This is a genomic window from Actinomadura sp. 6N118 (genome assembly GCF_044326415.1).
In the GTDB taxonomy this organism is placed as follows: domain Bacteria; phylum Actinomycetota; class Actinomycetes; order Streptosporangiales; family Streptosporangiaceae; genus Spirillospora.
This window is the reverse complement of the sequence record NZ_JBIRAZ010000005.1, coordinates 143,193-167,133: the sequence shown is the minus strand read 5'-3', so window position 1 is coordinate 167,133 and position 23,941 is coordinate 143,193. Positions and strand designations below refer to the sequence as shown.

Here is a 23,941-nt window from a genome sequence, read left to right as displayed (position 1 = left end):
GAGACCCGGGCAGTGGGCCCCCGCCCGCCTGCCCTCCCGGTGTCGGATCGTGTACGGCCCGTACCATGGCGTTTTGCCGGGACCTACGTGAGGCGAGGCGCTGGTTGTGGCCGTTTCGTGGCAGTGGCTCCGTACGAGACTCAGGCCGGGCGACGCCCGCCGCCGTGTCGACGGCCTGGCCGCCGCGCACGTCGAACGTGATGACTCCTCGGCCGCGTTGGCTCTGCTGCGCGACCACGGGATCGCCGAGGCGGCCGCGGCCGCGCAGGTGGCCGACCTGCTCCTTGCCCGGGACCGGGTGGACGACGCGATCGCCGTGCTCCGCGACTGCGCCGAAAGAGCGGAGTCGCCCGCGGAACAGACCCTGGCCGCCCGCTCGCTGGCGTACCTGCTGGCCGAGCACGGCAGGACCGACGAGTTGCGGGAACGGGCCAGGGTCGGTGATCCGGACGCGGCCGAGCGCCTGGTCATGTGGCTGCTCGAACGCGACCGCGGCACCGACCTGCACGCCCACGTGTCGTCCAGCGACGTCTACGTGTCGGACCGGATCATCCTCGCCCTGCGCCACAAGGGATACCGGAAGCTGGCCGACCTCGCCGTCCGGAAGCATCCGGAACAGGTCGGCTACGCCTCAGCCGAACCCCTGGTCGCGGAGATGGAACGTCAGCGCCGCTACGGAGAGGCGATCCCTTTGCTTCGCGCTTTCGCCGAGCGGAGCCCCGGCGCGGCGCACCGGCTTGTGGACCTCTGCCGCAAACAGGGTGACGCCGCCGGGGCCGCCGAGGCGTACCGCCTGCAGTCCGGGACCCTGAACGACTACGACGCGCGCCCCCTGATCGGCCTGTTTCTGGAGAACGGCCGGATGGACGACGCCATGCGCGTTCTGCGGGACCACCCCAACGCGGCCGACCGGTTCACCACGTCCTGCCTGGTCGAGCTGATGATCGTCCGGGGCGGCGCGCTGGACGACGCCCTGTCGGTCCTGCGCCGCCGTCCCGAACGGTGGGCGGCGGAGCACCTCGCCGACCTCGAGTCCCGGCCGGACCGCATCGAGATCGTCCGCGCGTCCCCCGACGAGGCCGCCGCCATGGTCGACCGGACCATCAACGCCGCCGCCATCGACAGGGCGCTCGCCCTCCTCCGCGTCCGCGCCGCCGGAGGAGACCCCCAGGCGGCCGAACGGCTGGCGGCACTCCGGCGGGACCGCGCGAACGATCCGAAGCTGCGCTCGATCGACCTGCTGATGAGCACGCTGTACGACCTGCGCGTAGGCCGTGACCTCGGTCCCGTGCCGTACTCCATCCAGGAATGGGAACGAGGCCGCGTCCCCGACCCCGGGGGAGACGCCGACGCCCGGCTGGCCGCGGCCCTCCGCGACGCCGGTGCCGTAGCGCCGATCCCCGGCGGTGAACTGCCGATGCCCGCGTTCATCAGCACGTTCCGGGACCACCTCTACACCGAGCTACACCACCGGATCGACGACGATATGTCGTACGAGGTGCAGGAAACCCCCGGGTACCACTGGGACGTCCGCGACGAGCACGGCATGGGGGCGTACTTCGACGCGTCCGTGAACAGCAGGGGCGAAGTCGAATTCTCGTTCGTCGACGACCGGTACCCCGCGACGCCGGACGGCTGGCGAGCCCTGATGACAGCCGTGAACGACTTCGGCGGCGGCCGCAGCATGCACATCCATCTCTTCGGCAACCCGTACGCCGACTGAATCGCCCATCCGGCGTGCCCTGAGCTCGAAAAGTAGGACAAGCTAACAGGGCGTTTGGTCCTGCGGAGTCGGTTTGAGTCTCGGGTCAGGTGCCGCGCCATGTGGGTGTTGATTGGTTGGTGAGGCGTCGGGTCATGAGGTCGATGGCGGCGAGGTGGATCATGGCTTCGGAGCGGACGGGTAGGCCTTCGTGGTAGCGCACGAGGCGGCGGTGCCCAGCACCATCACCAGCAGCCCGAGGGTGTCGGTGATGATGTTGCGTTTGCGGCCGACGATCTTCTTGCCGGCATCGAATCCGCGGGTGCTTGCTGGCACAGTGGTGGCGCTTTTGACACTTTGGGAGTCGATGATGGCGGCGCTGGGCTCGGCGTCGTGGCCGTTCTGCTGGCGGACCAGGCGGCGCAGCAGGCCGGTGAGCTGGGTGAAGATGCCGTCTTTCTGCCAGGCGGCGAAGCAGGCGTAGACGGTGGTCCAGGGCAGAGAGTCGCCAGGGGATACCGGTGCGGTCCACATACAGGATCGTGTCCATCAGGGTGCGCAAGGTCGTGATCGGGTGGCCGGCCGATGTCCAGGGTTGTAGGTGAGAGTGGTCTTGTGCATCACCCAGAAACGGGCCTGGCCCACCACCCTGCCGCGATCGCGCACCACAAACCGCGAGGGCAGCACGGTACAGCGCGTGAACCGCGTCGGCAGCGCGCACCGGGGTCGGGCCGCCCGGCCCAGATCATCGGCATCGGCGTCGTCGGTGGAGATTGGATCGCCGATCAGCAACTGCCGCTGCTCGGACCGGGCATCGGACGGTGTGGCGAGGTGGGCGGGCGTGGCCAGAGCGGGTGGTGCCAGCACGGCCGCCGCTGAAGGCAGCGGCGGCGATGGCGATTGACGTCGCATGAGGGACGGTGCGCGCATCGATGTCTCCTGGGAGCCGAGCAACGAAAGCCGTCACCTTCTGCACCCGACAACTACTTTTAGCATCGTGGTGATTGCGTACAGCAATTCATCGACTAATCGTGGTCGATCGGTGTTAGCGCGGGTCGGCGACTCCATTGCTGTACAAAGTTGGGCGTGACCATCGCGTTGGAGATCAGTCGCCTGCTCGCGCAGGTCCACGACGATCTGACTCTTCGTCGTCGTCTGCGGCTGCGCGTCGGAGACGACCCGACCGAGTCGGCGGCCGAGGTCCTGCACCCTGTCGTGACCGCGCCAGACCTGCCGCGCGGTGAGTATCTCGATCCAGACCCGCCACCGACCACGGTCGAATGGCTCGGCCGGGCCCTGCAACCGCTGCTGATCGGCAACGACCGCATCGCCGAGGTGATCACGGCGGTCTGCTGCACTGATCTGGCGTACGCCGCTCCACTCGACGACTGGGCAGCCCGCGACGCCAAACCTATCTGGAGGGCGGTCGTGGACCTGCTGGGCGATGACGCACGGTGGTGGAGCAACGCCAACCTTGCTGGCTCCGACCTGAGCCACGGCGTCTTCACCGACGGAGTCTCCTGGACTGCCGTGACCACTTTCACCTTCGATGTCGCTCTGGTCGGCAAGGCCACCGACGCCACCGTGGCCGTGTTGGCCTTCGCCGACGACTGATGTCCACCGGAGTCAACGCCTGAAGAGCGGACCGCCGAACGATTCTTAATCAGCGGCCGAGTCGTCGCGGGTGCCGGGCGGCCAATCCGATCAAGCCACCGAACGGCTGATGTCTGCCAGCCACACCCGGCACCCCCAGGCACCAAACCCTTCGACGGCCCGAGCCACGTGTGATCAAGAAGGTAGGGATGTCTAGGGGATTTCGGGTGGTGGGGGCCGTTGCTGATTGGCCGTGATCGGTAACGGCCCCCGCTCGCCGTGCTGTTGGGTGTCTACCCGGCAGAGCACCGGCTGCCGGTGTACACCGCGTTCCAGATCACGAGGGCGGGCCCGAGCGTGGTCACGCCGGGTTTCACACACAAGTTGTAGCTACCGGTGCCACCGAGTGGGCCGTATGTGACCTTGATGACGATGTCGGTGCGAGGAGGGGCGTCGCAGTGTCCGTAGTAGGCCGTTCCACTGAGCTCATGGAAGCCGCAGATGAACTGTGCGGCGGCTCTTTGCTCGTCCGCGGCTGCGGCTGGGGTGGTGGCGCCGGCTGAGAGCAGTGCTGCCGTGGGCGAGCGCGGCAACGGCGGCTACCCGCTTGAGTGGCATTGCTTTGTTCATGGGTTCTCCTTCGGCTGAAGGGATCGGTCACAAGCGAGCGCGACCGGTAGGGACGGTGAGTTTCCCAACGGTTCAGTTCTGCTTCTCGCTTCCGTTGGCCTTCCTCACAAAGGGTGCAAGCCGCGGCCGGGCCTGTCGTTACAGCAGAGCGCACAGGTCTTTAGTCTGTGCACACTGTTTTAGTGTGTCCGCACTGTCGCGCATTGCTGGCGGAACTGGCGCGGTGAAAGGCCGTAAGCGCTGCGGAACGCCTGGCTGAAATGGGCAGGGTTGGGGAACCCCCACTGGGCCGCGATCGCGTTGATCGGGCGGGCGGCCAGCAGGGGTCGGCAAGGTCGCGGCGGCACTGCTCCAGGCGGCGCTCGCGGATCCAGCCGGCGACGGTGTGCCCTTCGGCCTGGAACAGCTTGTCCAGATAGCTGCGGGAGATATGGCGCGGCGATCGCTTCCGAGGTCAGGCACGCATCGCCTAGGTTTGCCTGGATGAACGCGTGGATCTGGGCCACCAGCGCTCGCCGCCTGGTGTGAGACGGCACCGCGCCCTGGACCTCCAGCGCATCAGCGAGCGCAGCGGTCAGCACGTCGATGGTCAGGGTGGACAGCCGGGCGGTGTCGGACGGGCTGAGTTCGTGCATGTGCCGGGCCAACTGCAGCAGAAACTGTGAACACAGCGCGCCGACACCCCGCTCGCCCGGGATACGCACCGCGCTCAACCGCCGCAGATCCCGGGCGGGCAACGGCAGTAACGCACGCGGAAACCGCAACATCAGGAACTGCAACGCCCCAACGTCAGGCGCGTGCTGGACAAGGTAGGGGCTTGAGGAGTCGAACAGCGCCAGATCCCCCACGCGCAGCTCCCCGCGCCGGTCATCGTTGGAAACGATGCCGTGACCCCGCAGGACACAAGCCAGTTTGAACACCTCGGGATCTGCCTGGCGAATGAGTTTGGGCGTGCGCTGCACCATGTGCGGTGTCGTGGTTGTCAACGTCGCTTGTATGGGGCCGAACTCACTGATATCGGCCCGAGCCTGAAACCCGCTCTCCACCTGAGATTCGCAACGCAAGTCGAAGGGCACCCACAGCTTCGCGCTCACCTCGCGCCAGAAGGCGAACCGTTCTCCCGCCGGGGCCTCGGCAGTGCTGATCACATCCATGACCCACCCCACAGCGTGTCGCTGCGGGGTCGGGCCAGCATGACCCCAACAAGATCTCCAACGCAACCCACCACCGTCGCCGTGCGCGCGTTGGCCGGAACCCGACTGCAGCGCACCAACCTGCCGGACTTCGCTTGGCCAACACGCACTCCGGGAAGGTGGCCGCCGTTCACCGCGACCACCCATTCGCCCAGGCTCAGGTCAACATCGGGGCGAGCCGGATACCGGCCGATCATCACCTGCAGCACGACGTGCAAGAGAAGCCGACTTCGCCGCCAGAGAACGTCGATACGCCGAACGTGCCCCATGCGCCGGAGAACGTGACGGGCCGCCGCAAGTGGCGAACGCGAGCAGTGTCGATTTCCGAAGCCGCTTGCACGGATGTCCGGAGTCGTCTGCACACCAACATGCGGTGTGGCCGGGTTCTGCGCTGGCTGGTCGTTCAGGAGCTGAGGATGGCTGCGGTCTTGAGGGTGCGCAGTACGGGAGCGGTCTCGATGCTGGTGATGGCGTCGATCGCCAGGCGCCTGGTCAGGTAGTGGTGCAGGTCCTCGGCGCTGGGAGCTGAGGGCCTGCGCCAGCAGGTTGGTGGGGCCCGGTGGTGACGGCCACAACGGCGAGTTCGCGGTGGGTGGCCAGTTCGGTGGCGACGTGCTCCAGGTGTGCCGGGGGCTGCCATCCACAGCAGGGCCGGGGTGGTGATGCGACGACGCCGGGGTCTAGGTCGACGTCGAAGAAGACCGCGCCCCGACCGCGTAGCTCGTGCAGGCACCTGGCGACGGTCGCCGCCGTCCGGCTGGTTGCCGCGGCGAGGTCGGCGTAGCCGGCTTTGTTGTGCTGGGCCATCGGCGAGCCGCCGGCGACAAACACTTCAGCGCGCTGCGCAACACCTTCAAACCGCATGATCGGCTGCCTGTTCCACTGCCTGCAGACCCGCCAGAACTTCGACGAGGCCGCAGCGTTCGGACCACGTCTTGCCGCCACCGCTTGATCGCACAATGAGACAATCTGCACATGCCCGAGCGCTTCGCGGTACTCAGTGCACGACCAGTCAGCCGCGACGGGCAGCATCTACTGATCCTGCCCAACGGCACCACCGAACTGGTCCACCCCGACGCGACCGACGAGGACCTGATCACCCGTCACAACCTGGACAGCGTCGTCCACGCTCCCAAGATCGAGGTTTTTCCAGCGGTCTTCCTCGACGGACCTCGCGCAGGCGAACGGACATGGTTCGCCGCCAACAAGGTCGGAGAACGATTCCAGACCTACCTACCTCCGCGGCCAGGCGGTCCGATCGCGACCTACCAAGTCGTCAAGGCCAGCCAAGACGGCCAACCCGCCGAACTCCGCCTCATCGAAATCAACAATGAGGCAACGACTTGACGGCTTAAGCAGATCGGATGTCTGCAACCCGACGCCGACGTCGCCTGGACCAACCTGCAGCTTGACCTCACGGGCACCACCCTGATCAACTTCACTCTCACCCGCTGCAGTCCGGCCAGCGCCAACTTCAGAGGCGCAACCTTCTCTGGGCCCGCCGACTTCGGCGGTGGGACGTTTCTTGGGTACGCCGCCTTCGGCGGGGTGGTCGCCGCCAGGGCCGAGTGGCTGGGTGCACGAGGGTTGAGCGCACCGAAAGGGATTGCCGAGACATTGGCCGGGCAGGTGGGGGAGCCGGGCTGGCCGGTGTGGGTGATGGAACGCGATGGTGTGGTGGCGGGCTGCACGACGGTGCTCACCGAGTGCCTGTCGTGGGCGTTCACCGAGGCCGAGTGTGCAGAGCCGTCGTTGTTTCTAGCGTCGACGTGGACCCTGCCGGCGGAAGGCGCGCGGCTGGGCCACGTGATTGCGCGCTGGGCGCTGGATCACGCGGCCCGGACCGGGCGGTTGCACGTTCGGCGTGGTGCCTTCCATGAACGGTTGGCCCGGTACTACTGCCAGGTGCAGGGGTGGACGTTGCTACGTGAGGTGCAGCGGCGGGACCGTACTGGCTACATCATGTCGCGGCCCGCGCAGCGGCAACCCGATCTGCCGGTGCGCGGATGAGTGACCTCAGGCCCGCTTCCAGCATCAGCGGCCGGTAGACCTCGTAGATGCGTTGTCCAGTGGCGGCGAAGCAGCGCGCCGCGCGGCGCAGCTCGACTTCGTCGAGGAATCCGTCGGTCACCAGCCGTGCTCCGTTGTCCAGCAGGGCCTCCAGCAGGACGGCGCCGTGGCGGCGCATCGCCAGATCCAGGATGTGCTGGAAGTTTTCCGGCAGCGGCGGATGAGTGATTTCAGTGTCGAATCCCAGGCGCGCTAGGCGATCGCGTAGCAGTCGCTTGCCGCTGCGCCAGATTGCGGGAAGCGATTCGGCCAGCCGTACGATCTGCGGGGCGACCAGCGGGCAGAGCCATGACCGAAAAGCGCCACCGTGGCCTGACCGAGCAAGCCGCCCAGACCGCGATCGACCAATCCTGCAAGATGCTGCGGCTGCCGACGATCCGCGGCCAGTTCGGTGACCTGGCCGCCGATGCCGCCCGCGATCAGATGTCCTACCTGGGTTTTCTGGCCGAGCTGCTGATGGCCGAGTGCGACGACCGCGCCCGCCGCCGTTCCGAACGTCGCATCAAGGCCGCCGCGTTCCCGCGAGAGAAGTCGCTGCGCGCCTTCGACTTCGACGCCAATTCCAACATCGACCCGGCTACCGTCCACACCCTGGCCACCTGCGAGTGGGTGAAGAAAGGGCAAGCCGCTCTGCCTGATCGGCGACTCGGGCACCGGCAAGTCGCACCTGCTCATCGCGCTGGGCACCGAGGCCGCTTCTTCGATCCGCCCGACAGGGATCAGGTCGTCGACGACGAACTGGGGCGCGGGGCATGGCTTCGAACTCGTCTCGTGAGTCGTCGTTCAGCACCGTGTGCGTATCAGGTGACGGATGCTCAGCGATGGCTGGGCCCGCCGGTCAGTCGATGCCTTCGATGATGCGGAAGTCGCGCTCGAAGCCGTCGGGGAGGGCCACCAGCGCCTTCTGGTATGCCTCGCTCTCGTATGCCGCGACGGCCTGTTCAAAGCTGTCGAACTCGATCAGAACGACGCGTTGCGTGATTCCGGCCTCGTGGGCGACGACTCGACCGCCACGGGACGGGATCCGGGACAGGACGCGCCCGCCCCCAGCCTGGACAGCCGGACCGGCCAGCTTGTCGTAGGCAGCCAGCCCCTCAGGGTCGGAAATGGCGGGGTAGACACTGACCCAGTAGCCCTTAGCCATGGAAACCTCCAGTGTTCGGCCGGACACGTCCGACTTCGAATTGACACTCAGATCGATCGATCCCGCCGACGAGTACTGCGGCCGGTGGAATCGTCATATGCGCAGGTTAGGGCTTGATGTGCAGTCGAGGGAAAGATCGGTACGGGATAGACTCAGAACGGATCGTTATCAATCGGCAGGGAGGGCACGTGGCGCCGGATACGGTGAGCCTGCGGTACTTCCTGGTGCTGGCGCAGGAGTTGAACTTCACCCGCGCGGCCGCACGGATCGGTATCGCACAGCCCGCACTCAGCGCCCGGATGCGCCGATTGGAGGCGGAACTCGGTACGGCCCTGCTGGTCCGCAACACGCGTAGCGTCGTATTGACCACGGCCGGTGCGGCTTTGGCGGAATCCGCGCCGCCCGCGCTGGCGGCGCTGGACCGGGCATGGGACACCGCCCGGAGCGCGGCGGCCGGTGAACTGGGCACGCTGCGCATCGGATACAGCCTCAGCGCCGGGGCCGAGACGGCACCGGCCCTGGTGGACAGGCTGATTCGCGGCAACAGCGGACTCGAGGTCGGCGCGGTCCCGATGGCGACACCGGAGATCTCCCCCGCGGTCGCCGACGGCCGCATCGATGCCGGAATCACCCGCGGTGAACAGCCGGGCCGTGGCGTGCGCCGGTTCCTGCTGCGGCGTGCGCGCATCGGGGTCCAACTGGCGCAGCACCATCCGCTGGCCGAACACCCGGAGATCGAGATCGCCGACGCGGCCGCGTATCCGCTGCGACTCCCGGACCGTGCGGCCAACCCCGTGATCCACGATCAGCTGTCCGCACTGTTCCGAGACACCCGACCACACCCCCGATTCCACACGCCCGCAGTCTCTTTCGACATGTCTCAGCGCGACCTGCGCGACGGGGTCACCCTCGCCCCGGCCGGAGAAGCCGCGGCCACGGCACAACCGGCCGGTCTCACCTGGCGACCGCTGCGGGGCGCGCCCAGCCTGACGTTCCACCTGGTCCTCCCACGCGAGCAGTCGCCACTACACCGCCGCATCCGTGCCGTCGCCAAAACCCTGGCGCACGAGCTGCACTGGCTGCCGGACTGACGCGCAAGAGGTCAAGCGAGACGGACGCCTGCGGTGGCGAGGCCGAAGACCTTGCGCCCGGCGGACTTCGCGGTGATGACCACGACGGTCTTGCTGAATGTCCGACACGACCTCGCTACGCCGGCGTATCAGCATCCGATGATGGCCCCGGGGCCGGTCCGAGTCGTGCACCGCGGCGACGTCCTCGCCCAGCCCGAGATCTCGGCGGATACCGCGCCTTCGCCGACGCCGAACCGGACAAGCACGGGTAACCGGCGGGAACGCCCGCCGTCAACGGCGTCCATGACGTCGGTCAATGCTTAACCACTGTTCCATCGCTCCCCGAGGCCGGAACAGAACACGAACTGACCCCCACCACGCGCGACCTTCGGCCCGGGCTTCGCCCGGGCCGAAGTGGTGCTGAATCTCATCGACATTTTCGCCCTGTTGATCACCAACTGGTGCCCGAACCCAACGACATCTGGTGCTGGTTCTCGGTGACAGAGCCACCAGATGCGGAGCCGGACTACAACACTGTGCGTCCCGTGTCCGCCGATGAGGCCCTTCAGGTGCTAGGCGTAGAGAAGCTCACTCGAGCTCACATGGTCCAACTCGATCTGTTTGCCCTGGGCTTGATCCGCTTTGACGGACATCCGAGATCAGTAGGGGCCGTGGCCCCGGCAGGATGTCCATCATGGAGAGCATGGACAAGAAGCCACGCTCGCGCCGTTCGTTCACACCGGAGTTCAAGGCCGAGATCGTCGAGCTGTGTCGGCGTGGTGATCGCTCGGTCGGTCAGGTCGCCAAGGACTTCGATCTGACCGAGACCGCGGTGCGTGCCTGGGTGAAGCAGGCCGAGGTCGACCACGGTGAGCGTGACGGCCTGACCAGTGGTGAACGTGAGGAACTGGCCGCGCTGCGGCGGGAGAACCGCAGGTTGCGGGAGGACGTGGAGGTCCTCAAGCGGGCCACGGCTTTCTTCGCCTGAATGTCAGGATCTTCTGTGTCCCGGCGGGTTCGCTCGTTTCTTTGCTGCCCCGGCCGATGCTGGTGGCTCTTCGTGATGTGCGATCCGCCGGGCCTGGCCGCCCGGCGTGGCTTGATAGGTGCTTGCGGGTAGCTCGATTCAGGCGTGCCCGCCGGACCGGCCAGCCCCTAGCTCCTGGTCGGACGGTGAAGGAGAGCGCGTTGGTCGTGATCGGAGTCGATGCTCACAAGCGAACCCACACGCTGGTCGCAGTGGATCAGGTCGGCCGCAAGCTGGGCGAGCGGACGGTCCGTGCAACACCCGATGGGAACGTCGAGGCTGCGACCTGGGCGGCTCAGTGGAGCGAGGTGACGTTCGCGGTCGAGGATTGCCGGCATGTAACCCGGCGCCTGGAGGCTGATCTGCTGAAAGCTGGCTACCGGGTTGTGCGGGTCACCACCCAGCTCATGGCCGGGCAGCGTCGGGCCGGCCGCGAACGCGGCAAGTCCGACCCGATCGACGCCTTGGCCGTCGCCCGCGTCGCATTGCGTGAGCCGGACCTGCCCGTCGCCCATCTGGATGGGCCGTCCCGTGAGGTGAAGCTGCTGGCCGACTACCGCGACGACCTGGTCACCCAGAGAACCCGGATCTGCAGCCAGCTCCGCTGGCACCTGCACGAACTCGACCCCGAGCTGGAGATCCCCTCCCGCGGCCTGCGCCGCCGCTGCGTCCAGGACCAGCTCGAGGCGCATCTGGCCGGGATGCCCGGCGTGGTCGCTGAGCTCGCCCGCGAGCTGCTGGCTCGCTGCCGTGAGATGACAGTGCGCATCAACCAACTGGAGCGTCAGCTCAAGAGGCTTGTGGAAGCCATGGCGCCCGAGCTGCTAGCGGTCCCAGGCTGCGGGGTGCTCGGAGCGGCAACGATCATCGCAGAGACCGCCGGGGTGCAGCGGTTCAAGTCCAAGGCCGCCTTCGCCCGCTTCACCGGCACCGCCCCGATCCCGGTCTGGTCGGGCAACAGCGACCGAGTCCGACTCAACCGCGGCGGGAACCGGCGCCTGAACTGCGCCTTCCACATGATCGCCGTGACCCAGACCCGCGGCGTCGGTCCCGGCAAGCACTACATCGACAAGCTCCTGGCCCAGGGCAAGACCCGCACCGAGGCGATCCGGCTGCTGCGCCGCCGCATCTCCGACGTCGTCTACCGCACCCTCAAAACCACCCAATCCACCACCACACACCCTGTCGACGGCGGCCTTGCGGCAGCAGCTTGACATAGGGGCATCGCCGAGCTCGACCGGCCACACAGGTCTTGATCGCGTTCATCGACGCGTTCCGCAAGGTGTTCGGGGTCGAGCCGATCTGCCGTGTGCTGTCTGAGCACGGCACCAAGATCGCACCGTCCACCTATTACGCCGCCAAGTCACGTCCGGCCTCGGCCCGGGCGATCCGCGACGAACGGCTGAAGACCGAGATCACCCGCATCTTCGAGGCCAACTACCAGGTCTACGGCGCCCGCAAGATCTGGCGGCGACTCCAGCGTGAGGGCCATGTCGTGGCGCCTCCGCCCTCAACGGGAGACCCCGAAAGACACTCGGTTGGAAGACACCCGCCGAAGCCCTCAATGAGCTCCTGTCCCAGTCAATTTCAAGCGGTGTTGCAACCACCGGTTGAGCCCAAGCAATACACAAGTTTCCGCTTCACCACGCACCTGGTGCAGGCCGGGATCGCCGCGTCGATCGGACCCGACGAACACGAGGCCAACTACTTCCAGAACCACACACAACTGCAGGCCACAGCCACAACCTAGAGCCTCTATTGGAACCGGGGCGCTGCGAGGCGCGAGGAACAGCGGGATGCGGAGCGGCGGCTCAAGGCCGAGCGGGCTCAGGCGCCCCGGTCCGTGCCGGTGCTGCTTGAGGACCTGCCCGGACATGACCTCAAGCCCGACCCGTCGACCGCGAACAGTGCCGCGGAGTTGCGAGTGCTGCTGCGGGAGTTCTGGGAGTGGGCCGGTGAGTTCGGGTCGCGGCGGGTCGCCAGCGCCTCGGGGGGCGCGTTCTCCCATACAGTCGCGGCCAAGCTGATCAAGGCGGACCCGCGGCAGGCGCTCCTGCTGGAGTACGTGACCGGGCTGATCCGTGGCTGCGGCGGTGATGAGGCCGAGCAACGGCGCTGGGCCACCGCACACCGCCGTGTCCGCCGCGAACAGAGGGCGCAGCCCCACCTACGCGCGGTCTCGAAGTAGCACCACTGATGGTCCGGGGGGCGTACGGCACCGCCGTACGCCCTCCTGCTCCGGCAGCGCGGACTAACGCGGATCATCCCCGGCCACCAACGCGCCCCACTCACTGCTGTCGGGGCGAGAACAGCTCACGGTCTGGGCCGACAACCGCTTCTGCAGCTGGCGCACACCTCAACGCCAGACCGTCCGTATTGCCCTCAGCGACGTCACCGAAGCCTGTGAACGGATCATCGAACTCCACGAGCGCATGGACGCCGCCGAATGAACGGGGTGGCAAGGACTCAGGCGCGCTGCGCGGTGCAGCGGGATGGGTCGCCGTAGGAGGCCCCGTCGCAACTTCGAGTCGAGAGATCGGTAACCGTACCGGCAGCGGACGGAGAGCCGGTCACCGCAGCAGGAAGCCGGTCAGATAACCGAACGCGTTGACGGCCCAGTGCAGGCCCATCGGCGCCAGCAGGCTGCCGCTGCGGCGGCGCAACTCGCACAAGAGCACGCCCGCGGCCGCAGTGAACAACACCGCGCCCGCGTTGACCAGGGCGGCACCGAGCGTGGAGTGGCCGAACACCGGTGTCAGCACGGGCTTGGCGGACGCCAGGTGCAGCGACGGCAGGATGTGCCACAGCCCGAACAGGACGCTGGACACCGCCGTCGCCCACACCGCCCCGCGGGCCCGGCGCACCAAGCCGTACAGCACGCCCCGAAAGGCGACCTCCTCCAGCAGGACCGTGCCGAACGGAACCGTGACCAGCATCCGCAACGCCACCTGCCCACCGGTCAGCCCGCTGTAGCGCTGGTCCACGAACAGGTGACGGGTAGCCGGCAGCAGCGCCCCGGCCACGTACGCCACGCCGACCAGCCCGATCAGCGCAGGCGCCCAGCGCGTTCCGCGCCCGAGTGCGACGAGATCCAGGCCCGCCTCCGCCCAGGTGCCCCCGGCCCAGAAGAGCACACCCAGCAGCAGCACGCTGACCACGACCGCGGTCAGCAGCCCGAACGAGGATGCCCAACGGTGGTTGAGAAGGCTGGTGACCACGAGCACGACGACAGTGAAGCCCACGGCCACGCCCGTGCCGGTGGGACGCCGGTCCCTGTTCTGCGCCGTGCCGGACGGAACCACGACGTGATCGCCACCGTCAGGAGCCGGCCGGGCACAGCATGACGACGCACTCGACCGAGCCGGGAGCCTTCAGATCCATGACGGGCTCCAAGATCCTCATGGCACGATTCCTGCCCACCGTCACTGGCGAGCACACCCTTCCGGTTGTCCAAGCAGACCCCGGGGCTGGAGCTGCCCGAAGATCCGCAACCCGCCCCAGCCTCGGCTGCCTGCACCACGCGCAGCAGCACTCTGTTGGCGAGGCCCCAGAATCAGTCCTCATGGACGTGCCTGACCTACTGCGCCGCGCGGCTGCCCTCATTCCGGCCGATGCCAGGAGCGATGCTGGCCTCAGCGCCGATGACGTGCAGGAATACCTCAGTTACGAGGAGTGGGAAGTCGCCCTGAGCATCCTGGAGGACTTCGACGGCGTCCAGTGGCAGACGATCCAGTACTGGGACCTGCTTATCGCTGCGGCTCAGCAGATGTGGCTTGATCGCGATGTCGCCTGGTTCCAATGGCGACGATCCGAGACCCTGCACGGTCTGATCAGAGCGGACCTGCAACTGGTCGCCCCGGACGCGGGAGGCCGTCGGCTCCCAGTCCCCAGCAACGGGCAGCTGCGGCCTTTGTGGTCCCTCGGCCGCCCGACCGCCGAGGGAAGCGCTGACCTGCACATCGCCTTCATCTGGGTCGAGTCCGCACCCGAAATCCCGCCAGGCGGATATGGCCCGATCAGACTGCTCCCGCTCACTCCGCTTCACTGGCGGCGCCTCAAACCGGGCGACGTCATCACCATGTACGAGCAGCGACCCGTGGCTGGAACGGCGACTATTGCACAAGTCCAGCTCCCACGGTCCACCACGGGATAGCGCCCACAGGGCACAGGACCTACGCCGGGTGCCCAGGTTGGTGCAGTGAAGCAGCCGGGCGAGCGTGCCGGTCCCGGGCCACTCGACGGGCAGGCGGAGTCGGCGACGCTGAGGTCGTTATGAACGATCACGACCCGGTCCAGCACACCGGCGGCCGTGGCGAGCTCGGCCACCAGGTCCAGCATCGCCTGGGAGTCCTTGCCCGCCGACGAGCAGACGACGATCAGGTCGTAGTCGGCGAAGGCGGGGCTGGTCGGGCAGAGTCCGCCCCAGTGGTCTCAGGAAGGCGCCGGACATCAGGACACTCGCGGGCGCGGGCTCGTCCACCCGAATGGGCACGCTCCCTCGTCGCGCGCCTGTTTCCGGAGTGATCCGCGCCGTTCCTGGACGGCACCCTCCGATCATGTGTCCGTTTCGGCGCCCGTCAGCGTCTGGACGCCGACGACCTCCAGCAGCCGCAGCCGCTCGGCGGTCTCGCTGCCCTCCGCCACGCTGAAGGCCATGATCCGCAGATCAGTGCCGAGCGCCGCGAGGATGTCGCAGTCGAGGGTGAGCTCGCCGACGCTCGCGTGCCGGACGGTCTTGGTCAGGGGCTCGTGCACGCCCACCACGCCGGAGTCCCACAGCGCCGCGAAGTCACCGCTGCGGGTACGGAGCTCATCGATCAGTGCGGCCAGTCCGGCGTCCTTCGGATAGCGAGCCGACGCCGCTCGCAGGTCGGACACGAAAGCCGCCCGGTGACCCGTCTCCCGGCTCACGGCCTGGGGGTATCCGGCGGGCGGTTCCACGAAGGCCCACCACACCGCATTCCTCCCGAAGCCGCGTGCCGCGGGCGGGTCGCCGAACAGCGCGGCCCACAACGGGTTCCACGTGATGAGGTTCCATGCGGCGTCGTAGACGCTCAGCGGTGTGCCGGTCAGCCGATCCAGCAGGCGCTGGACGCCTGCCGGCACGTGGTCGGAAACCTGCCCGGGGCCCGGCACCGCCTGACCGGCGAGTACGAAGAGGTGCTCACGCTCCGCCGTCGCCAGCCGCAACGCCCGAGCCAACGCGGACAGTACTTGGGGGGACGGATTCCTCGACCTGCCCTGTTCGAGCCGCACGATGTAGTCGACGGACAGGCCGGCGAGCAAGGCGAGCTCCTCACGCCGTAGGCCTGGCGCGCGCCGGCGTCCGTCGTCCGGCAGGCCGACCTCGGCCGGTTTCGTGCGATCCCGCCAGGCGTGCAGGGCCCTGCCAAGATCGGTGGTCCCGGTCATCTCCCCAGTATCGGCAGTCGGCCGCGTTCCGTCGTGGTACTCCGGGTCCACTGGCTGCGGCGGGTACTGGTTGATGGCCCGCGGGTCCGCGGAAGGTGGATGTACCGGCCGACGGCCGGTGGCCGGCGGGGATCCACCCACCGGTCGGCACCGAAGGAGCACGTTCATGAAGTACCGCAACCTCGGGCGGACCGGGATCAAGGTCAGCCCCTACGCACTCGGCACGTTGATGTTCGCCGGCCAGATGGGCAACGACCCGGACGAGTCGGCCCGGATCATCCACAAGGCGATCGACGCCGGGATCAACCTCATCGACACCGCCGACCGCTACGGCGACTCCGAGGACGTCGTCGGAAAGGCCCTGAAGGGCCGCCGCGACGAGGTGGTCCTGACCACCAAGGTCGGCATGCCCATGGGCGAGGGCCCCAACCAGCAGGGCGCCTCCCGCCGCTGGATCACCACCGCCGTCGAGAACTCCCTGCGCCGGCTCGGCACCGACTACATCGACGTCTACCAGCTCCACCGGCCCGACCCGAACACCGACCTGGAGGAGACCCTTTCCGTCCTGACCGATCTCGTCAGGGCCGGCAAGGTGCGCGTGATCGGTTCCTCGACGACGCCCGCCTCGACGATCGTCCGGGCCCAGTGGGTCGCCGAACGTGCCGGACTGCAGCGGTTCCGCACCGAGCAGCCGCCGTACTCGATCCTGAACCGCGGCATCGAACGGGAGGTCCTGCCGATCGCGCAGGAGTACGGCATGGGCGTCATGGTGTGGGGTCCGTTCGGCCAGGGCCTGCTGACCGGTCGGGTGCGCAAGGGCGGTGACAACGACCTCAAGCGCGCCCAGTTCTCCCGCCACCTCACCGACGAGCGCCGCATCGACGTCGTCGAACAGCTCATCCCGCTCGCGAGGGAGGCCGGCCTGCCCATGACCCACCTGGCCATGGCGTTCGCCGTCGCCCACCCGGGCGTCACCGCCGCGCTCCTCGGCCCGCGCACCATGGAACACCTCGACGACCTTCTGGCCGGGGCCGACGTCGAGCTGTCCGACGACGTCATCGACCGTATCGACGAGATCGTCCCGCCGGGCACCGACGTCAGCGCGCTCGACCAGGAATACCAGCCCCCGGCATTGCTCGAGACCGCTCTCCGGCGCCGTCCCGCCGGGCTCCGTTCGGCGGCCTGAGCCGAGGACCCGGCATGATGGCAGCCGGGTCAAGGCGCCCGGCGAGGCCAGCCTGCTTGACCAGGCGGCCCCAACGCGCGGCGCCCGAACTCCTGGGCAATCGCCTTCCCCGATGGCAGGTCGCCCCTCGGCGTGCGGTTGGTCAACGCCCGCCAGGCGGACATGCGATCTGCATTCCGCCAAGGCCGACGATCCCCAGCACCTCCCTCAGCACGTCCGACCCCCCCAACCTCTGTATGCACGCAGGCCGTGGCTCATGCGCAGAACCAATGCCAGGCCCTTGCCCGGTGAAAGGCAAAGCGGTTCCCTGCACAGACCCAAAGGGGGAAGGAATCAACGGTGCCCTCCACCACCCGGCGGGGCGGCCTAGGCGTTGGGAGGGGGTAGTTGACGCCGCATGCCGCGCCGAGGCGCTGCGCCTGCGCCTGCGCGACCGCCTCTACCCCGAGATGGCCGACCGGGTCGGTCACCTCGGTCTCCCGTGACGTCAGCCCGGCAGGGGGCAGCCGGGGTCGCCGACCGTGGCGCCATCTATTGCGCTACGTGAGTAGATCGTCAGGAATCCCCGAGGGTCGATAGGCGGACCGGTTTGGCGCCGATCACCGGACAGGGTCGCGGTTTTGTCGGCTACGGCTCCTTTGCGTGTGCCAGGTAGTAAGAGTCTTGCGGGTCTGCACAGAAAGTGATAGATCCACTACTTAGTGTTGTATTGGGAATGTTCGGCAACCCGCCGGGCACCGTCGATCCAGGGAGTGGACATGAACGTCTCACCCACCGCCACCCGCCGGCTGCTGGCCGCCAGTGGCGCGGCCGCCGCCGCAGTGGCGGTCCTGCACACCAGTCCTCCGAGTTACGCCGCAGGCCCGCCCGCGCCCCGCGCCAACACCAACGCCGCAGCCGAGGCCCGCGACGACTGGGAATTTAAGGGCCGCTTCAAAGACGACACGACCTGCCGCAGGCACGGCAAGGCCGGAGTCGAGGCAGGCTGGTGGCTCGATTACCTGTGCGCGGCTAGGGGCGGGGGGTCCCTCTTGCTTGTGAAGGAGAAGGATTTCGAATCTCGCAAAACCGCTGCGGCCCCTTCAACTCCTCGTCGGTGAACACCGCAGCGACCACCAGAACCTCCCGCCGGAGTTTAAAAGATCCCGGTTCGGGAGCCTACTCAGCCGTATCCGCCCGATCTTTCCCAAGTACTACGGGGATCCCCAGCCAGGATAGGGGGAAACGTGCAGGTCAGCGTGGATGTCTAGATGATCGCTAGCCAGGAGGCCATGGGCTCGGATGGGTCGATCGGCAGTCGCACGTCCGGTTGCTCGTCCGGTTGGTCGTCTTGGATCGCGGTGTCGGGTGGTGGCTGGTCGTCGGGTTCGGGGTGGTCGTCTGTGAGCGGGGCGGTCACGTGGGTTCTCCGGCGGTGAGTTCGGGCCGGGGCGCGGGGACGGCCGGGTCCAGTCGGGGTCGGCGGCCGCCGGAGAGTTCGGGGATGTACTTGTAGAGGGTGGCGCGGGAGACGCCGAGCAGGCGGGCGATGGTGGCGTCGGGGCGGGCGAGCATCGCGCGGGCGTGCAGGATCTGCTCGCTGGTCATCGCCGGGGGCGTCCCAGGCGGGGTGCCGCGGGCGCGGGCGGTGTCCAGGCCCTCGCGGGTGCCTTCGATGATGAGCTCGCGGATGAATTCGGCGAGTGCGGCGAAGACGTGGAACACCAGCCGTCCGCCGGCGGTGGTGGTGTCGAGGGCTTCGTGCAGGGAGCGGAACCCGATGCCGCGTTTGCGATGTGCGGCGACGATGGTGATGAGGTCCTGCAGCGAGCGGCCGAGCTGGTCCAGGGAAGCGACGACCAGGGGCCGGTTGAGGAAGACCCCGATGGGTGTTACCGGTTGTCGAGGATTGTCTCGGCCCAGAGACTGCCTGGAGTGATCGCGCTGTCGCGTTCTTGGAAGGCAGCGACCAGACTGCGGCAGAGGTCGAGGTAGGTGTCGCGCTCTCGTTCGACCTGGGTGGGCTGGGCCTCGCCGCGGGCGAAGGCCTCGCGGTTGGTCGTGAACCAGGCGATTTCCTCTTCGCCGAGCTGCGTCTCAACGCGCGCCAGGACCGGTAGGAGCCAGTGCCATCTCCAGGCACAGTCAACAAAGGCCGCGATAGTGAAGTTCGCCAAAGACGGCTTGATGCCTTCAGGGTGCAGATGGCGAAGCTGTGGGTGCACCTCGGTGTACTTCGGGAGACAGAAGACGCCGCTTCCGTCAACGGCAGCTGCCAGGCGGCCGGTGCCGAAGGTAGCGAGCCGAAAGAGGCGGGTGGTGTCGATCGCTTCTTCGGGGTCGATGGTCGTCTGGAACTCTGCTGCGACCCCGAGTAGGCCATCATCTCGCGCCGGAGGAAGGCCGTGGGTCCATAGCAGCTCGCTGTCGTTGGGCAGATGCCATTCTCGCGGCCGCACTTCGGGGAAGCTCGACAGATGTCCGGATTCTGTGAGGTCAGCGAGCGGGCTGGCGAGAATCCGGCTGATCGCGTCTCGGGCGGCGGCGAAGTTCACCGCAAGCCCCACCGCAATGTTTGCGGGGAGGCCGTGTCGCAGGCGTTCAGCTCCGGCATGTCAACGGTCTTTCGAGGTGGGGCTGGGTGATTCGCCGGCTGAGCAGTCCAGGACCCGGTAGACGGTGGCGCGTCCTAGTACCTATTTGAGACGACGTTGCCGCAGGTCGCGATGTCGCCCGCCAGGCGATCGGTGATGCCCGGTGGGCGTTTCCATAACGGACACATCTTCTGGACCTCATCGGCGGGGCGGGGTTAAGTTTCGGCCCAGGGGTCCTCATTGGCCGATCGCCAGTCCACCTCGGGGTTGAGCATCAGATCGATGCAGCGTCGTAGGCCTGCTCCGTCCCAGTCGACCTCTTTCATCCATGGAACGGCCGCTAGCAGCTCGGCCAGTTGGTCGTCGACCGTGGTACTGAGAAGGGGGCCGCAGGTCGTCGGGGACTGGAACGTCGACGAGGCAGAGCCAGGAGAGTGCGGCGCTGACACGGATGTCTGCGGGCTGGTCCGGGTCGCCCCACCAGGTGCGTAGGCGGGTGACGGTGGACTCGTCCCGGTGCTCGCGCGCCAGCTGGGCGATGGCGAGGATGAGGCTCATGCGCACGGCCGGCACTTCCTCAATGCCCAGCCGACGCCGCAATGCGGCATCGATCGGCTCGATCTCGTGCAGGGCTGTGGCCAGCGCATAGCAGGCCGAAGAGCGGACGTCGGCGTCGATGTCGTCAAGGAGTGCAAGCAACAGGGGCGTATCGCAGGTGATGGCGACGCGGGCGGCATGGACCGACCAGTTCTCCAGGTACCCGCTCACGTCGTAGCGCGGCTGGTCGTCTGGATGCGCGACCTGGAGCAGGCCCGCGCGTGATCCGTCACGGTAGTGCTCTCGCCGTGCCACCTCGCCGACCAGGCGAAGGATCGCCCCACGGTGGTGGGTTGCAGGCGAGCTGGCCAGGCGCAGCAGGAACGGCACAGCCAGCGCGGCCGGCGCGAAGGTCCCGCCTTGGTGGCAGATGCAGTTCCCCAACGAGCTGACGGCTCGTCCGGCGGCCTGGTCGTCGGTAGATCCGAGGAGCTTCAGATACTCGGGCACATCCACGGCAGGGCCGTAGGCGTGCCGGAACCGGCCCCAGGGGATCTGGCCGTACCTCAGTTCGTCCTTGACCTCTTGCGGGATCCACCCGACCACCGCACGCACGTCAAGATCCGATCCCGCGTACTGCTCCAGGCCATCTTCCGTGATGAGTTCGAGCCCATAAACAAGGTCTGACGCATCTCCCATCTGCCCGATCCTTTCAGCAGACGATCACCTGACGGACGCTGCGCGGAAGGGTGAAGCACGCGCTACGCGATCCCCGTCGGCGCCGCTTCAACCCTCCACCAAGCTCCGCTACTCCCGGCTCACCACCTGGCCGAGGACGACTGGTCAGCACCCATGCTGATGGAGCTGTCCGGACACGAAACACCCGCAGCCTGGCCATCTACACCAACGTCAGTGCAGAAGCCGTCGCCGCCAACCACGACCCCGCCCCGGTCGACACCATCAACTAGTGCATCACCGCAGCTCGGAAACGGGTTCGTTGGATTTTCGGCATTCGCTACGGGGAGGCCGGACACGCTCACTGCGGGCACAAGTCGCGCACCTCCTCCGCTCAGTTCTGGGCCGGCTCTGAAAGCCGAAAATCATTAGAGCTCAGCATGAGCCATATAGAACTGGGGTCTGGGGGATCTATGCCCTGGCTGACCGGTTCCCGTCGTGAATGGACTCGTGGCGGGGCTGGTTGAGCCGCGATCAAGACCTGGGCTTCAATCGGCCGCTGAGAACCGGATTCTTGTTCAAGTCCTCGCGCGGGAGTCCGACGCCGAAATTTTCGACAAGCCGGTAGAAGAGGCCCCGCAAGCCCAGAGGTCCGTACTCACCGCGGTCTGGGTCGGCCCCCAGCGCGCGGAGTTCGGTGTCAAGCCGGTGGGGATCACTCCCGAGGCGATCTTCGGGACGGAGGCTGAGCAAGGTGTTGATGCCGACGCTCAGTTGTCCGTCCTCGGCATAAAGGAACTCCGCCATGGCCTTCTCGTTGGCGTGCAACACCACGGCGGTCGTTCTGGCCGAGACTCTGCGCACCAGGTCGTCGTCTTCGATGCACAGCCAGCTCCCGTGCTCCCACGCCCAAGCCCACGACCCGTACCGGCCGGCAGACACCACGTAGGCGCCGTCGTCGTAGAGCATGTCGCCGAACTCATCGAGGAAGATGTCCTGATCGCGCATGGCCAGCGTGGCGGAGTCGACACCCATCCGGTTCAGCAGCTGCCACGCGGTGAGATCGCGCGCGAAGGTGAGACTCAGCAGCGGCAGATCCCGCCCGTACATCCACGCAAGCCCCGCCATCTGCATGCCTCCACAACCTCAACGATTCGTCCTCGCACACAGTAAAGAGACCTACCGACACCTTCACCCGACCGCCGCCGGACCTGCTCAGCGAAGAGAAAGGCGTCCCGTCGGGTTCGTCGTACCTTCGACTCCGCAACACGTTTCTCAACACCTAGAACGGGCGGATCGACCGGGGAGGAGAGAGCCCTGCCGAGGCTGTGACAAATCGATCGTTTTTCGACGCTCGATCCAGGCGCGGAGGCGAACCCGGGCCCAGCCTGGACTCGTGGCAGGACTGGCCTTCCCGCGTCCGTCAGGCTTTCTGTCCTTTCTGCCTGATCGCGGACGAGACTCACTGGTCAGTCGTGCAAATGAGGAGAAGTCGGGTGAGAAGCTCCCTAACCTTGTCGAGTGATCGAAGAAACTCGCCCCTGGCGTCCACTGCATGAGCGGCTGGCCGGTGAGACCGGCGAACGTGCTTTGGCGGAGGGCACGCCTCCCTACCTCCTTGGGCCACTGCGTACGTGGCTGTATGAGGTGATGCTGGCACTCGGTACGTGGAGACCATCACCAATCTGCAGTTGAAGCTCCGAAAGACGGAGATCGTCCGTCGCGGCCAAGGGAAGTTGGAGGTCCTGCTGGAGGGAGACGACCTCCTGGAGGCCATCGACGCCACCCTGCATCTCCATGCGTGGACCCTCTCGATTGAAAGCTACGAAGATCAAGGGGCGCGGACATGGTGGATAGGACAGATCGCCAAACTCATAGACATTCTTGAGGCCGGCGGATCCGCGTGGCAGGTCAGCATCGGCAGGCCAGACAGGCTGACGGAGCGCGTGGACCAGACAGTGGTCGAGGCTGTGAACACGACCATCGGTGACGCCAGGAGCGATGCAAGTGAGCATCTGCGTTGGGCATGGAACGCGGCCTATGGGGTGCAGCCCGATCCGACACGGGCCTACAGCGAGGCGGTGAAGGCCGTCGAAGCGATCACCATCCCGGAGGTCCTGCCCAAAGACAGGGACGCGACCCTTGGGAGGGTCCTTGGACAGTTGAAGGCCACTGCAGACAAATGGACCGTCTCCATTGATGACCGGGACGGCCAGGCGGCCTCCTCCGCCGCCGTGATCGCCATGATTGATCTGCTGTGGTGGGGGCAGCGAGACCGGCATGCTGGCCCTGAGATGAAGGCAGCCTCACTCGAAGCTGCTCGAATGGCCGTGCACACGGCGGCCACTGTGGTGCAGTGGTTCACCAGTGGCCACATCCACAAGAAGACATGAGTTGCCTGGGTAGTCGACCGAGGGCGCCCGGCTGAGGAGGGAACACCCGCCGCCCAGCGCCGTCAGGAGCCGCGCGGACCTGACCAACCGACGTGCGCGCGGCGCACCCGCTCCCACAGCCGAGCGTGACGAAAGCCGCGAAGGACCCCCCGGACACGTCGGGCGATCTCTTGGAGCCATCCTGTCGTGATCGCATGCTCTCCTGAGAGCTGGAGATCCCCCCGGACAGAGAGGTTCACCCAAAATGAGCGACGACGACCTGATGGTCGGCCCCGGCTCCCATGAGAACTCCGCCTTGAACGCCCTGGCGGACGGGCGCGCCGAAGACGCGCAGGTACTCGCGATCCTTTCGCTCGCCTCGGCGGTCAATCGGCTGGCAGCCTCGCAGGAGGCGCTTGCGGAGGATCGCTGAGTCCCGGCCCCCACCCCCCGGGCCCAAGCAGATCGGTGCCGAGACAAACGGCGTTATCTCGGCGTGGCAGCGTCGTCCTGAAGCGTGCACGCGAGCGACATTCCGAGCGCATCACGGATGATCTTGAACAAGGTTGCTCGTGGCCAGGTCGACACCCGACAGCGGCCGGTCCCCGTAGGTCAGCAGGGAGCGGTCTCCCATGCCAGTGCGGAAGTTCGACTCCAGGTTGCGCACCCACTGCGGGTCGGCGGGATCTCGGCCCCGGCCAGGTGGCTTGGCGTGATGAACCGGCGGAGTTGGTCGCGGTTGGCGTCGGGGCGCCGC

The 23,941-nt window shown here is 67.3% G+C and carries 28 protein-coding genes and 2 pseudogenes; 16 read left to right on the top strand and 14 right to left on the bottom strand.

What is annotated here, in order from left to right; all coding sequences use genetic code 11:
- The first annotated feature begins 106 nt into the window (after nucleotides 1-106).
- A complete protein-coding gene (locus ACH34W_RS14365; protein ID WP_395961342.1) occupies nucleotides 107-1,723 on the top strand; it encodes a tetratricopeptide repeat protein in 1,617 nt (538 codons plus the stop codon).
- Between the two features lie 159 nt (nucleotides 1,724-1,882).
- Here ACH34W_RS14365 and ACH34W_RS14360 read toward each other — a convergent pair whose 3' ends face one another.
- Both ACH34W_RS14360 and ACH34W_RS14355 read right to left on the bottom strand, forming a co-directional pair.
- Complete coding sequence (locus ACH34W_RS14360) at nucleotides 1,883-2,236, bottom strand: transposase (RefSeq protein WP_395961341.1); 354 nt, start codon at nucleotides 2,234-2,236, stop codon at nucleotides 1,883-1,885.
- Nucleotides 2,237-2,251: 15 nt separating this feature from the next.
- Nucleotides 2,252-2,632, bottom strand: coding sequence for a hypothetical protein (locus ACH34W_RS14355; RefSeq protein WP_395961340.1), 381 nt, complete (start codon nucleotides 2,630-2,632; stop codon nucleotides 2,252-2,254).
- A 156-nt stretch (nucleotides 2,633-2,788) separates the two neighbouring features.
- On the opposite strand from ACH34W_RS14355, the gene ACH34W_RS14350 reads away from it, so the two are divergent.
- Complete coding sequence (locus tag ACH34W_RS14350; protein WP_395961339.1) at nucleotides 2,789-3,316, top strand: hypothetical protein; 528 nt, start codon at nucleotides 2,789-2,791, stop codon at nucleotides 3,314-3,316.
- A gap of 272 nt (nucleotides 3,317-3,588) precedes the next feature.
- Here ACH34W_RS14350 and ACH34W_RS14345 read toward each other — a convergent pair whose 3' ends face one another.
- Complete coding sequence (locus ACH34W_RS14345) at nucleotides 3,589-3,888, bottom strand: DUF6355 family natural product biosynthesis protein (protein ID WP_395961338.1); 300 nt, start codon at nucleotides 3,886-3,888, stop codon at nucleotides 3,589-3,591.
- A gap of 216 nt (nucleotides 3,889-4,104) precedes the next feature.
- Nucleotides 4,105-5,079, bottom strand: coding sequence for a helix-turn-helix domain-containing protein (locus tag ACH34W_RS14340; RefSeq protein WP_395961337.1), 975 nt, complete (start codon nucleotides 5,077-5,079; stop codon nucleotides 4,105-4,107).
- Between the two features lie 134 nt (nucleotides 5,080-5,213).
- Between ACH34W_RS14340 and ACH34W_RS14335 the strand changes: the two genes are divergently transcribed.
- The gene (locus ACH34W_RS14335) at nucleotides 5,214-5,618 is read left to right on the top strand and encodes a hypothetical protein (protein ID WP_395961336.1); all 405 of its coding nucleotides are present in this window, start codon (nucleotides 5,214-5,216) and stop codon (nucleotides 5,616-5,618) included.
- Here the strand turns inward: ACH34W_RS14335 and ACH34W_RS14330 are convergent.
- Nucleotides 5,611-5,982 (bottom strand): hypothetical protein, encoded by a 372-nt coding sequence (locus tag ACH34W_RS14330; RefSeq protein WP_395961335.1) that lies wholly within the window; start codon nucleotides 5,980-5,982, stop codon nucleotides 5,611-5,613. The genes ACH34W_RS14335 and ACH34W_RS14330 overlap by 8 nt on opposite strands.
- Nucleotides 5,983-6,093: 111 nt before the next feature.
- Here ACH34W_RS14330 and ACH34W_RS14325 point away from each other — a divergent pair, with 111 nt between their 5' ends.
- Complete coding sequence (locus ACH34W_RS14325) at nucleotides 6,094-6,465, top strand: hypothetical protein (RefSeq protein WP_395961334.1); 372 nt, start codon at nucleotides 6,094-6,096, stop codon at nucleotides 6,463-6,465.
- Nucleotides 6,466-6,705: 240 nt separating this feature from the next.
- Nucleotides 6,706-7,128 (top strand): hypothetical protein, encoded by a 423-nt coding sequence (locus tag ACH34W_RS14320; RefSeq protein ID WP_395961333.1) that lies wholly within the window; start codon nucleotides 6,706-6,708, stop codon nucleotides 7,126-7,128.
- Here the strand turns inward: ACH34W_RS14320 and ACH34W_RS14315 are convergent.
- A complete protein-coding gene (locus ACH34W_RS14315; RefSeq protein WP_395961332.1) occupies nucleotides 7,079-7,306 on the bottom strand; it encodes a hypothetical protein in 228 nt (75 codons plus the stop codon). The genes ACH34W_RS14320 and ACH34W_RS14315 overlap by 50 nt on opposite strands.
- 170 nt (nucleotides 7,307-7,476) lie before the next feature.
- On the opposite strand from ACH34W_RS14315, the gene ACH34W_RS14310 reads away from it, so the two are divergent.
- On the top strand, nucleotides 7,477-8,046 hold the full coding sequence (locus ACH34W_RS14310) for an ATP-binding protein (RefSeq protein WP_395961331.1): 570 nt from the start codon (nucleotides 7,477-7,479) through the stop codon (nucleotides 8,044-8,046).
- Here the strand turns inward: ACH34W_RS14310 and ACH34W_RS14305 are convergent.
- Nucleotides 8,027-8,332: a DUF1330 domain-containing protein gene (locus ACH34W_RS14305; RefSeq protein WP_395961330.1), complete on the bottom strand. Its 306-nt coding sequence runs from the start codon at nucleotides 8,330-8,332 to the stop codon at nucleotides 8,027-8,029. The two genes, ACH34W_RS14310 and ACH34W_RS14305, sit on opposite strands and share 20 nt — an antisense overlap.
- Nucleotides 8,333-8,520: 188 nt before the next feature.
- Here ACH34W_RS14305 and ACH34W_RS14300 point away from each other — a divergent pair, with 188 nt between their 5' ends.
- From ACH34W_RS14300 to ACH34W_RS14280, 5 genes and pseudogenes are all read left to right on the top strand, one after another.
- On the top strand, nucleotides 8,521-9,423 hold the full coding sequence (locus ACH34W_RS14300) for a LysR family transcriptional regulator (RefSeq protein WP_094222930.1): 903 nt from the start codon (nucleotides 8,521-8,523) through the stop codon (nucleotides 9,421-9,423).
- Nucleotides 9,424-10,087: 664 nt separating this feature from the next.
- Nucleotides 10,088-10,384: pseudogene (locus tag ACH34W_RS14295) on the top strand (transposase); the annotation flags it as partial.
- Between the two features lie 212 nt (nucleotides 10,385-10,596).
- The gene (locus ACH34W_RS14290; RefSeq protein ID WP_395961329.1) at nucleotides 10,597-11,643 is read left to right on the top strand and encodes an IS110 family transposase; all 1,047 of its coding nucleotides are present in this window, start codon (nucleotides 10,597-10,599) and stop codon (nucleotides 11,641-11,643) included.
- A 17-nt stretch (nucleotides 11,644-11,660) separates the two neighbouring features.
- Nucleotides 11,661-11,930, top strand: a pseudogene (locus ACH34W_RS14285) (IS3 family transposase); the annotation flags it as partial.
- A gap of 342 nt (nucleotides 11,931-12,272) precedes the next feature.
- On the top strand, nucleotides 12,273-12,617 hold the full coding sequence (locus tag ACH34W_RS14280) for a hypothetical protein (RefSeq protein ID WP_395961328.1): 345 nt from the start codon (nucleotides 12,273-12,275) through the stop codon (nucleotides 12,615-12,617).
- Nucleotides 12,618-12,999: 382 nt separating this feature from the next.
- Here the strand turns inward: ACH34W_RS14280 and ACH34W_RS14275 are convergent, their stop codons facing one another.
- Entirely contained in the window at nucleotides 13,000-13,731 is a 732-nt protein-coding gene (locus ACH34W_RS14275) for a lysostaphin resistance A-like protein (protein ID WP_395961327.1), read from the bottom strand.
- A gap of 260 nt (nucleotides 13,732-13,991) precedes the next feature.
- Here ACH34W_RS14275 and ACH34W_RS14270 point away from each other — a divergent pair, with 260 nt between their 5' ends.
- On the top strand, nucleotides 13,992-14,582 hold the full coding sequence (locus ACH34W_RS14270) for a hypothetical protein (protein ID WP_395961326.1): 591 nt from the start codon (nucleotides 13,992-13,994) through the stop codon (nucleotides 14,580-14,582).
- A gap of 401 nt (nucleotides 14,583-14,983) precedes the next feature.
- Here the strand turns inward: ACH34W_RS14270 and ACH34W_RS14265 are convergent, their stop codons facing one another.
- The gene (locus ACH34W_RS14265) at nucleotides 14,984-15,841 is read right to left on the bottom strand and encodes a helix-turn-helix domain-containing protein (protein WP_395961325.1); all 858 of its coding nucleotides are present in this window, start codon (nucleotides 15,839-15,841) and stop codon (nucleotides 14,984-14,986) included.
- A 166-nt stretch (nucleotides 15,842-16,007) separates the two neighbouring features.
- On the opposite strand from ACH34W_RS14265, the gene ACH34W_RS14260 reads away from it, so the two are divergent.
- Together ACH34W_RS14260 and ACH34W_RS14255 are read left to right on the top strand one after the other, a co-directional pair.
- A complete protein-coding gene (locus tag ACH34W_RS14260; protein WP_395961324.1) occupies nucleotides 16,008-17,027 on the top strand; it encodes an aldo/keto reductase in 1,020 nt (339 codons plus the stop codon).
- A 758-nt stretch (nucleotides 17,028-17,785) separates the two neighbouring features.
- Nucleotides 17,786-18,127 (top strand): hypothetical protein, encoded by a 342-nt coding sequence (locus ACH34W_RS14255; protein ID WP_395961323.1) that lies wholly within the window; start codon nucleotides 17,786-17,788, stop codon nucleotides 18,125-18,127.
- Between the two features lie 146 nt (nucleotides 18,128-18,273).
- Here the strand turns inward: ACH34W_RS14255 and ACH34W_RS14250 are convergent, their stop codons facing one another.
- The 5 genes from ACH34W_RS14250 to ACH34W_RS14230 all read right to left on the bottom strand — a co-directional run bounded on the left by ACH34W_RS14250 (nucleotide 18,274) and on the right by ACH34W_RS14230 (nucleotide 21,940).
- Nucleotides 18,274-18,426: a hypothetical protein gene (locus tag ACH34W_RS14250; protein ID WP_395961322.1), complete on the bottom strand. Its 153-nt coding sequence runs from the start codon at nucleotides 18,424-18,426 to the stop codon at nucleotides 18,274-18,276.
- The gene (locus ACH34W_RS14245; RefSeq protein ID WP_395961719.1) at nucleotides 18,423-18,815 is read right to left on the bottom strand and encodes a recombinase family protein; all 393 of its coding nucleotides are present in this window, start codon (nucleotides 18,813-18,815) and stop codon (nucleotides 18,423-18,425) included. Before ACH34W_RS14245 ends, ACH34W_RS14250 begins: the two co-directional genes overlap by 4 nt.
- An 83-nt stretch (nucleotides 18,816-18,898) precedes the next feature.
- A complete protein-coding gene (locus tag ACH34W_RS14240) occupies nucleotides 18,899-19,561 on the bottom strand; it encodes a hypothetical protein (RefSeq protein WP_395961321.1) in 663 nt (220 codons plus the stop codon).
- Nucleotides 19,562-19,837: 276 nt separating this feature from the next.
- On the bottom strand, nucleotides 19,838-20,836 hold the full coding sequence (locus ACH34W_RS14235) for a HEAT repeat domain-containing protein (RefSeq protein ID WP_395961320.1): 999 nt from the start codon (nucleotides 20,834-20,836) through the stop codon (nucleotides 19,838-19,840).
- 510 nt (nucleotides 20,837-21,346) lie between these two features.
- Nucleotides 21,347-21,940, bottom strand: coding sequence for a DUF6461 domain-containing protein (locus ACH34W_RS14230; protein WP_395961319.1), 594 nt, complete (start codon nucleotides 21,938-21,940; stop codon nucleotides 21,347-21,349).
- Between the two features lie 539 nt (nucleotides 21,941-22,479).
- Between ACH34W_RS14230 and ACH34W_RS14225 the strand changes: the two genes are divergently transcribed.
- Together ACH34W_RS14225 and ACH34W_RS14220 are read left to right on the top strand one after the other, a co-directional pair.
- A complete protein-coding gene (locus ACH34W_RS14225; protein WP_395961318.1) occupies nucleotides 22,480-23,205 on the top strand; it encodes a hypothetical protein in 726 nt (241 codons plus the stop codon).
- A gap of 244 nt (nucleotides 23,206-23,449) precedes the next feature.
- Nucleotides 23,450-23,617 carry a hypothetical protein gene (locus ACH34W_RS14220; protein WP_395961317.1) on the top strand — a complete coding sequence of 56 codons (168 nt, stop codon included), beginning with the start codon at nucleotides 23,450-23,452 and terminating at the stop codon, nucleotides 23,615-23,617.
- Nucleotides 23,618-23,941 lie beyond the last annotated feature (324 nt).

Coding starts and splice junctions, on each gene's coding strand:
- ACH34W_RS14260 (WP_395961324.1), top strand. CDS start 16,008: ATGAAGTACCGCAACCTCGGGCGGACCGGGATCAAGGTCAGCCCCTAC.
- ACH34W_RS14355 (WP_395961340.1), bottom strand. CDS start 2,632: ATGCGCGCACCGTCCCTCATGCGACGTCAATCGCCATCGCCGCCGCTG.
- ACH34W_RS14305 (WP_395961330.1), bottom strand. CDS start 8,332: ATGGCTAAGGGCTACTGGGTCAGTGTCTACCCCGCCATTTCCGACCCT.
- ACH34W_RS14360 (WP_395961341.1), bottom strand. CDS start 2,236: ATGTGGACCGCACCGGTATCCCCTGGCGACTCTCTGCCCTGGACCACC.
- ACH34W_RS14340 (WP_395961337.1), bottom strand. CDS start 5,079: ATGGATGTGATCAGCACTGCCGAGGCCCCGGCGGGAGAACGGTTCGCC.
- ACH34W_RS14325 (WP_395961334.1), top strand. CDS start 6,094: ATGCCCGAGCGCTTCGCGGTACTCAGTGCACGACCAGTCAGCCGCGAC.
- ACH34W_RS14255 (WP_395961323.1), top strand. CDS start 17,786: ATGAACGTCTCACCCACCGCCACCCGCCGGCTGCTGGCCGCCAGTGGC.
- ACH34W_RS14265 (WP_395961325.1), bottom strand. CDS start 15,841: ATGACCGGGACCACCGATCTTGGCAGGGCCCTGCACGCCTGGCGGGAT.
- ACH34W_RS14230 (WP_395961319.1), bottom strand. CDS start 21,940: ATGGCGGGGCTTGCGTGGATGTACGGGCGGGATCTGCCGCTGCTGAGT.
- ACH34W_RS14235 (WP_395961320.1), bottom strand. CDS start 20,836: ATGGGAGATGCGTCAGACCTTGTTTATGGGCTCGAACTCATCACGGAA.
- ACH34W_RS14310 (WP_395961331.1), top strand. CDS start 7,477: ATGACCGAAAAGCGCCACCGTGGCCTGACCGAGCAAGCCGCCCAGACC.
- ACH34W_RS14330 (WP_395961335.1), bottom strand. CDS start 5,982: ATGCGGTTTGAAGGTGTTGCGCAGCGCGCTGAAGTGTTTGTCGCCGGC.
- ACH34W_RS14270 (WP_395961326.1), top strand. CDS start 13,992: ATGGACGTGCCTGACCTACTGCGCCGCGCGGCTGCCCTCATTCCGGCC.
- ACH34W_RS14315 (WP_395961332.1), bottom strand. CDS start 7,306: ATGCGCCGCCACGGCGCCGTCCTGCTGGAGGCCCTGCTGGACAACGGA.
- ACH34W_RS14220 (WP_395961317.1), top strand. CDS start 23,450: ATGAGCGACGACGACCTGATGGTCGGCCCCGGCTCCCATGAGAACTCC.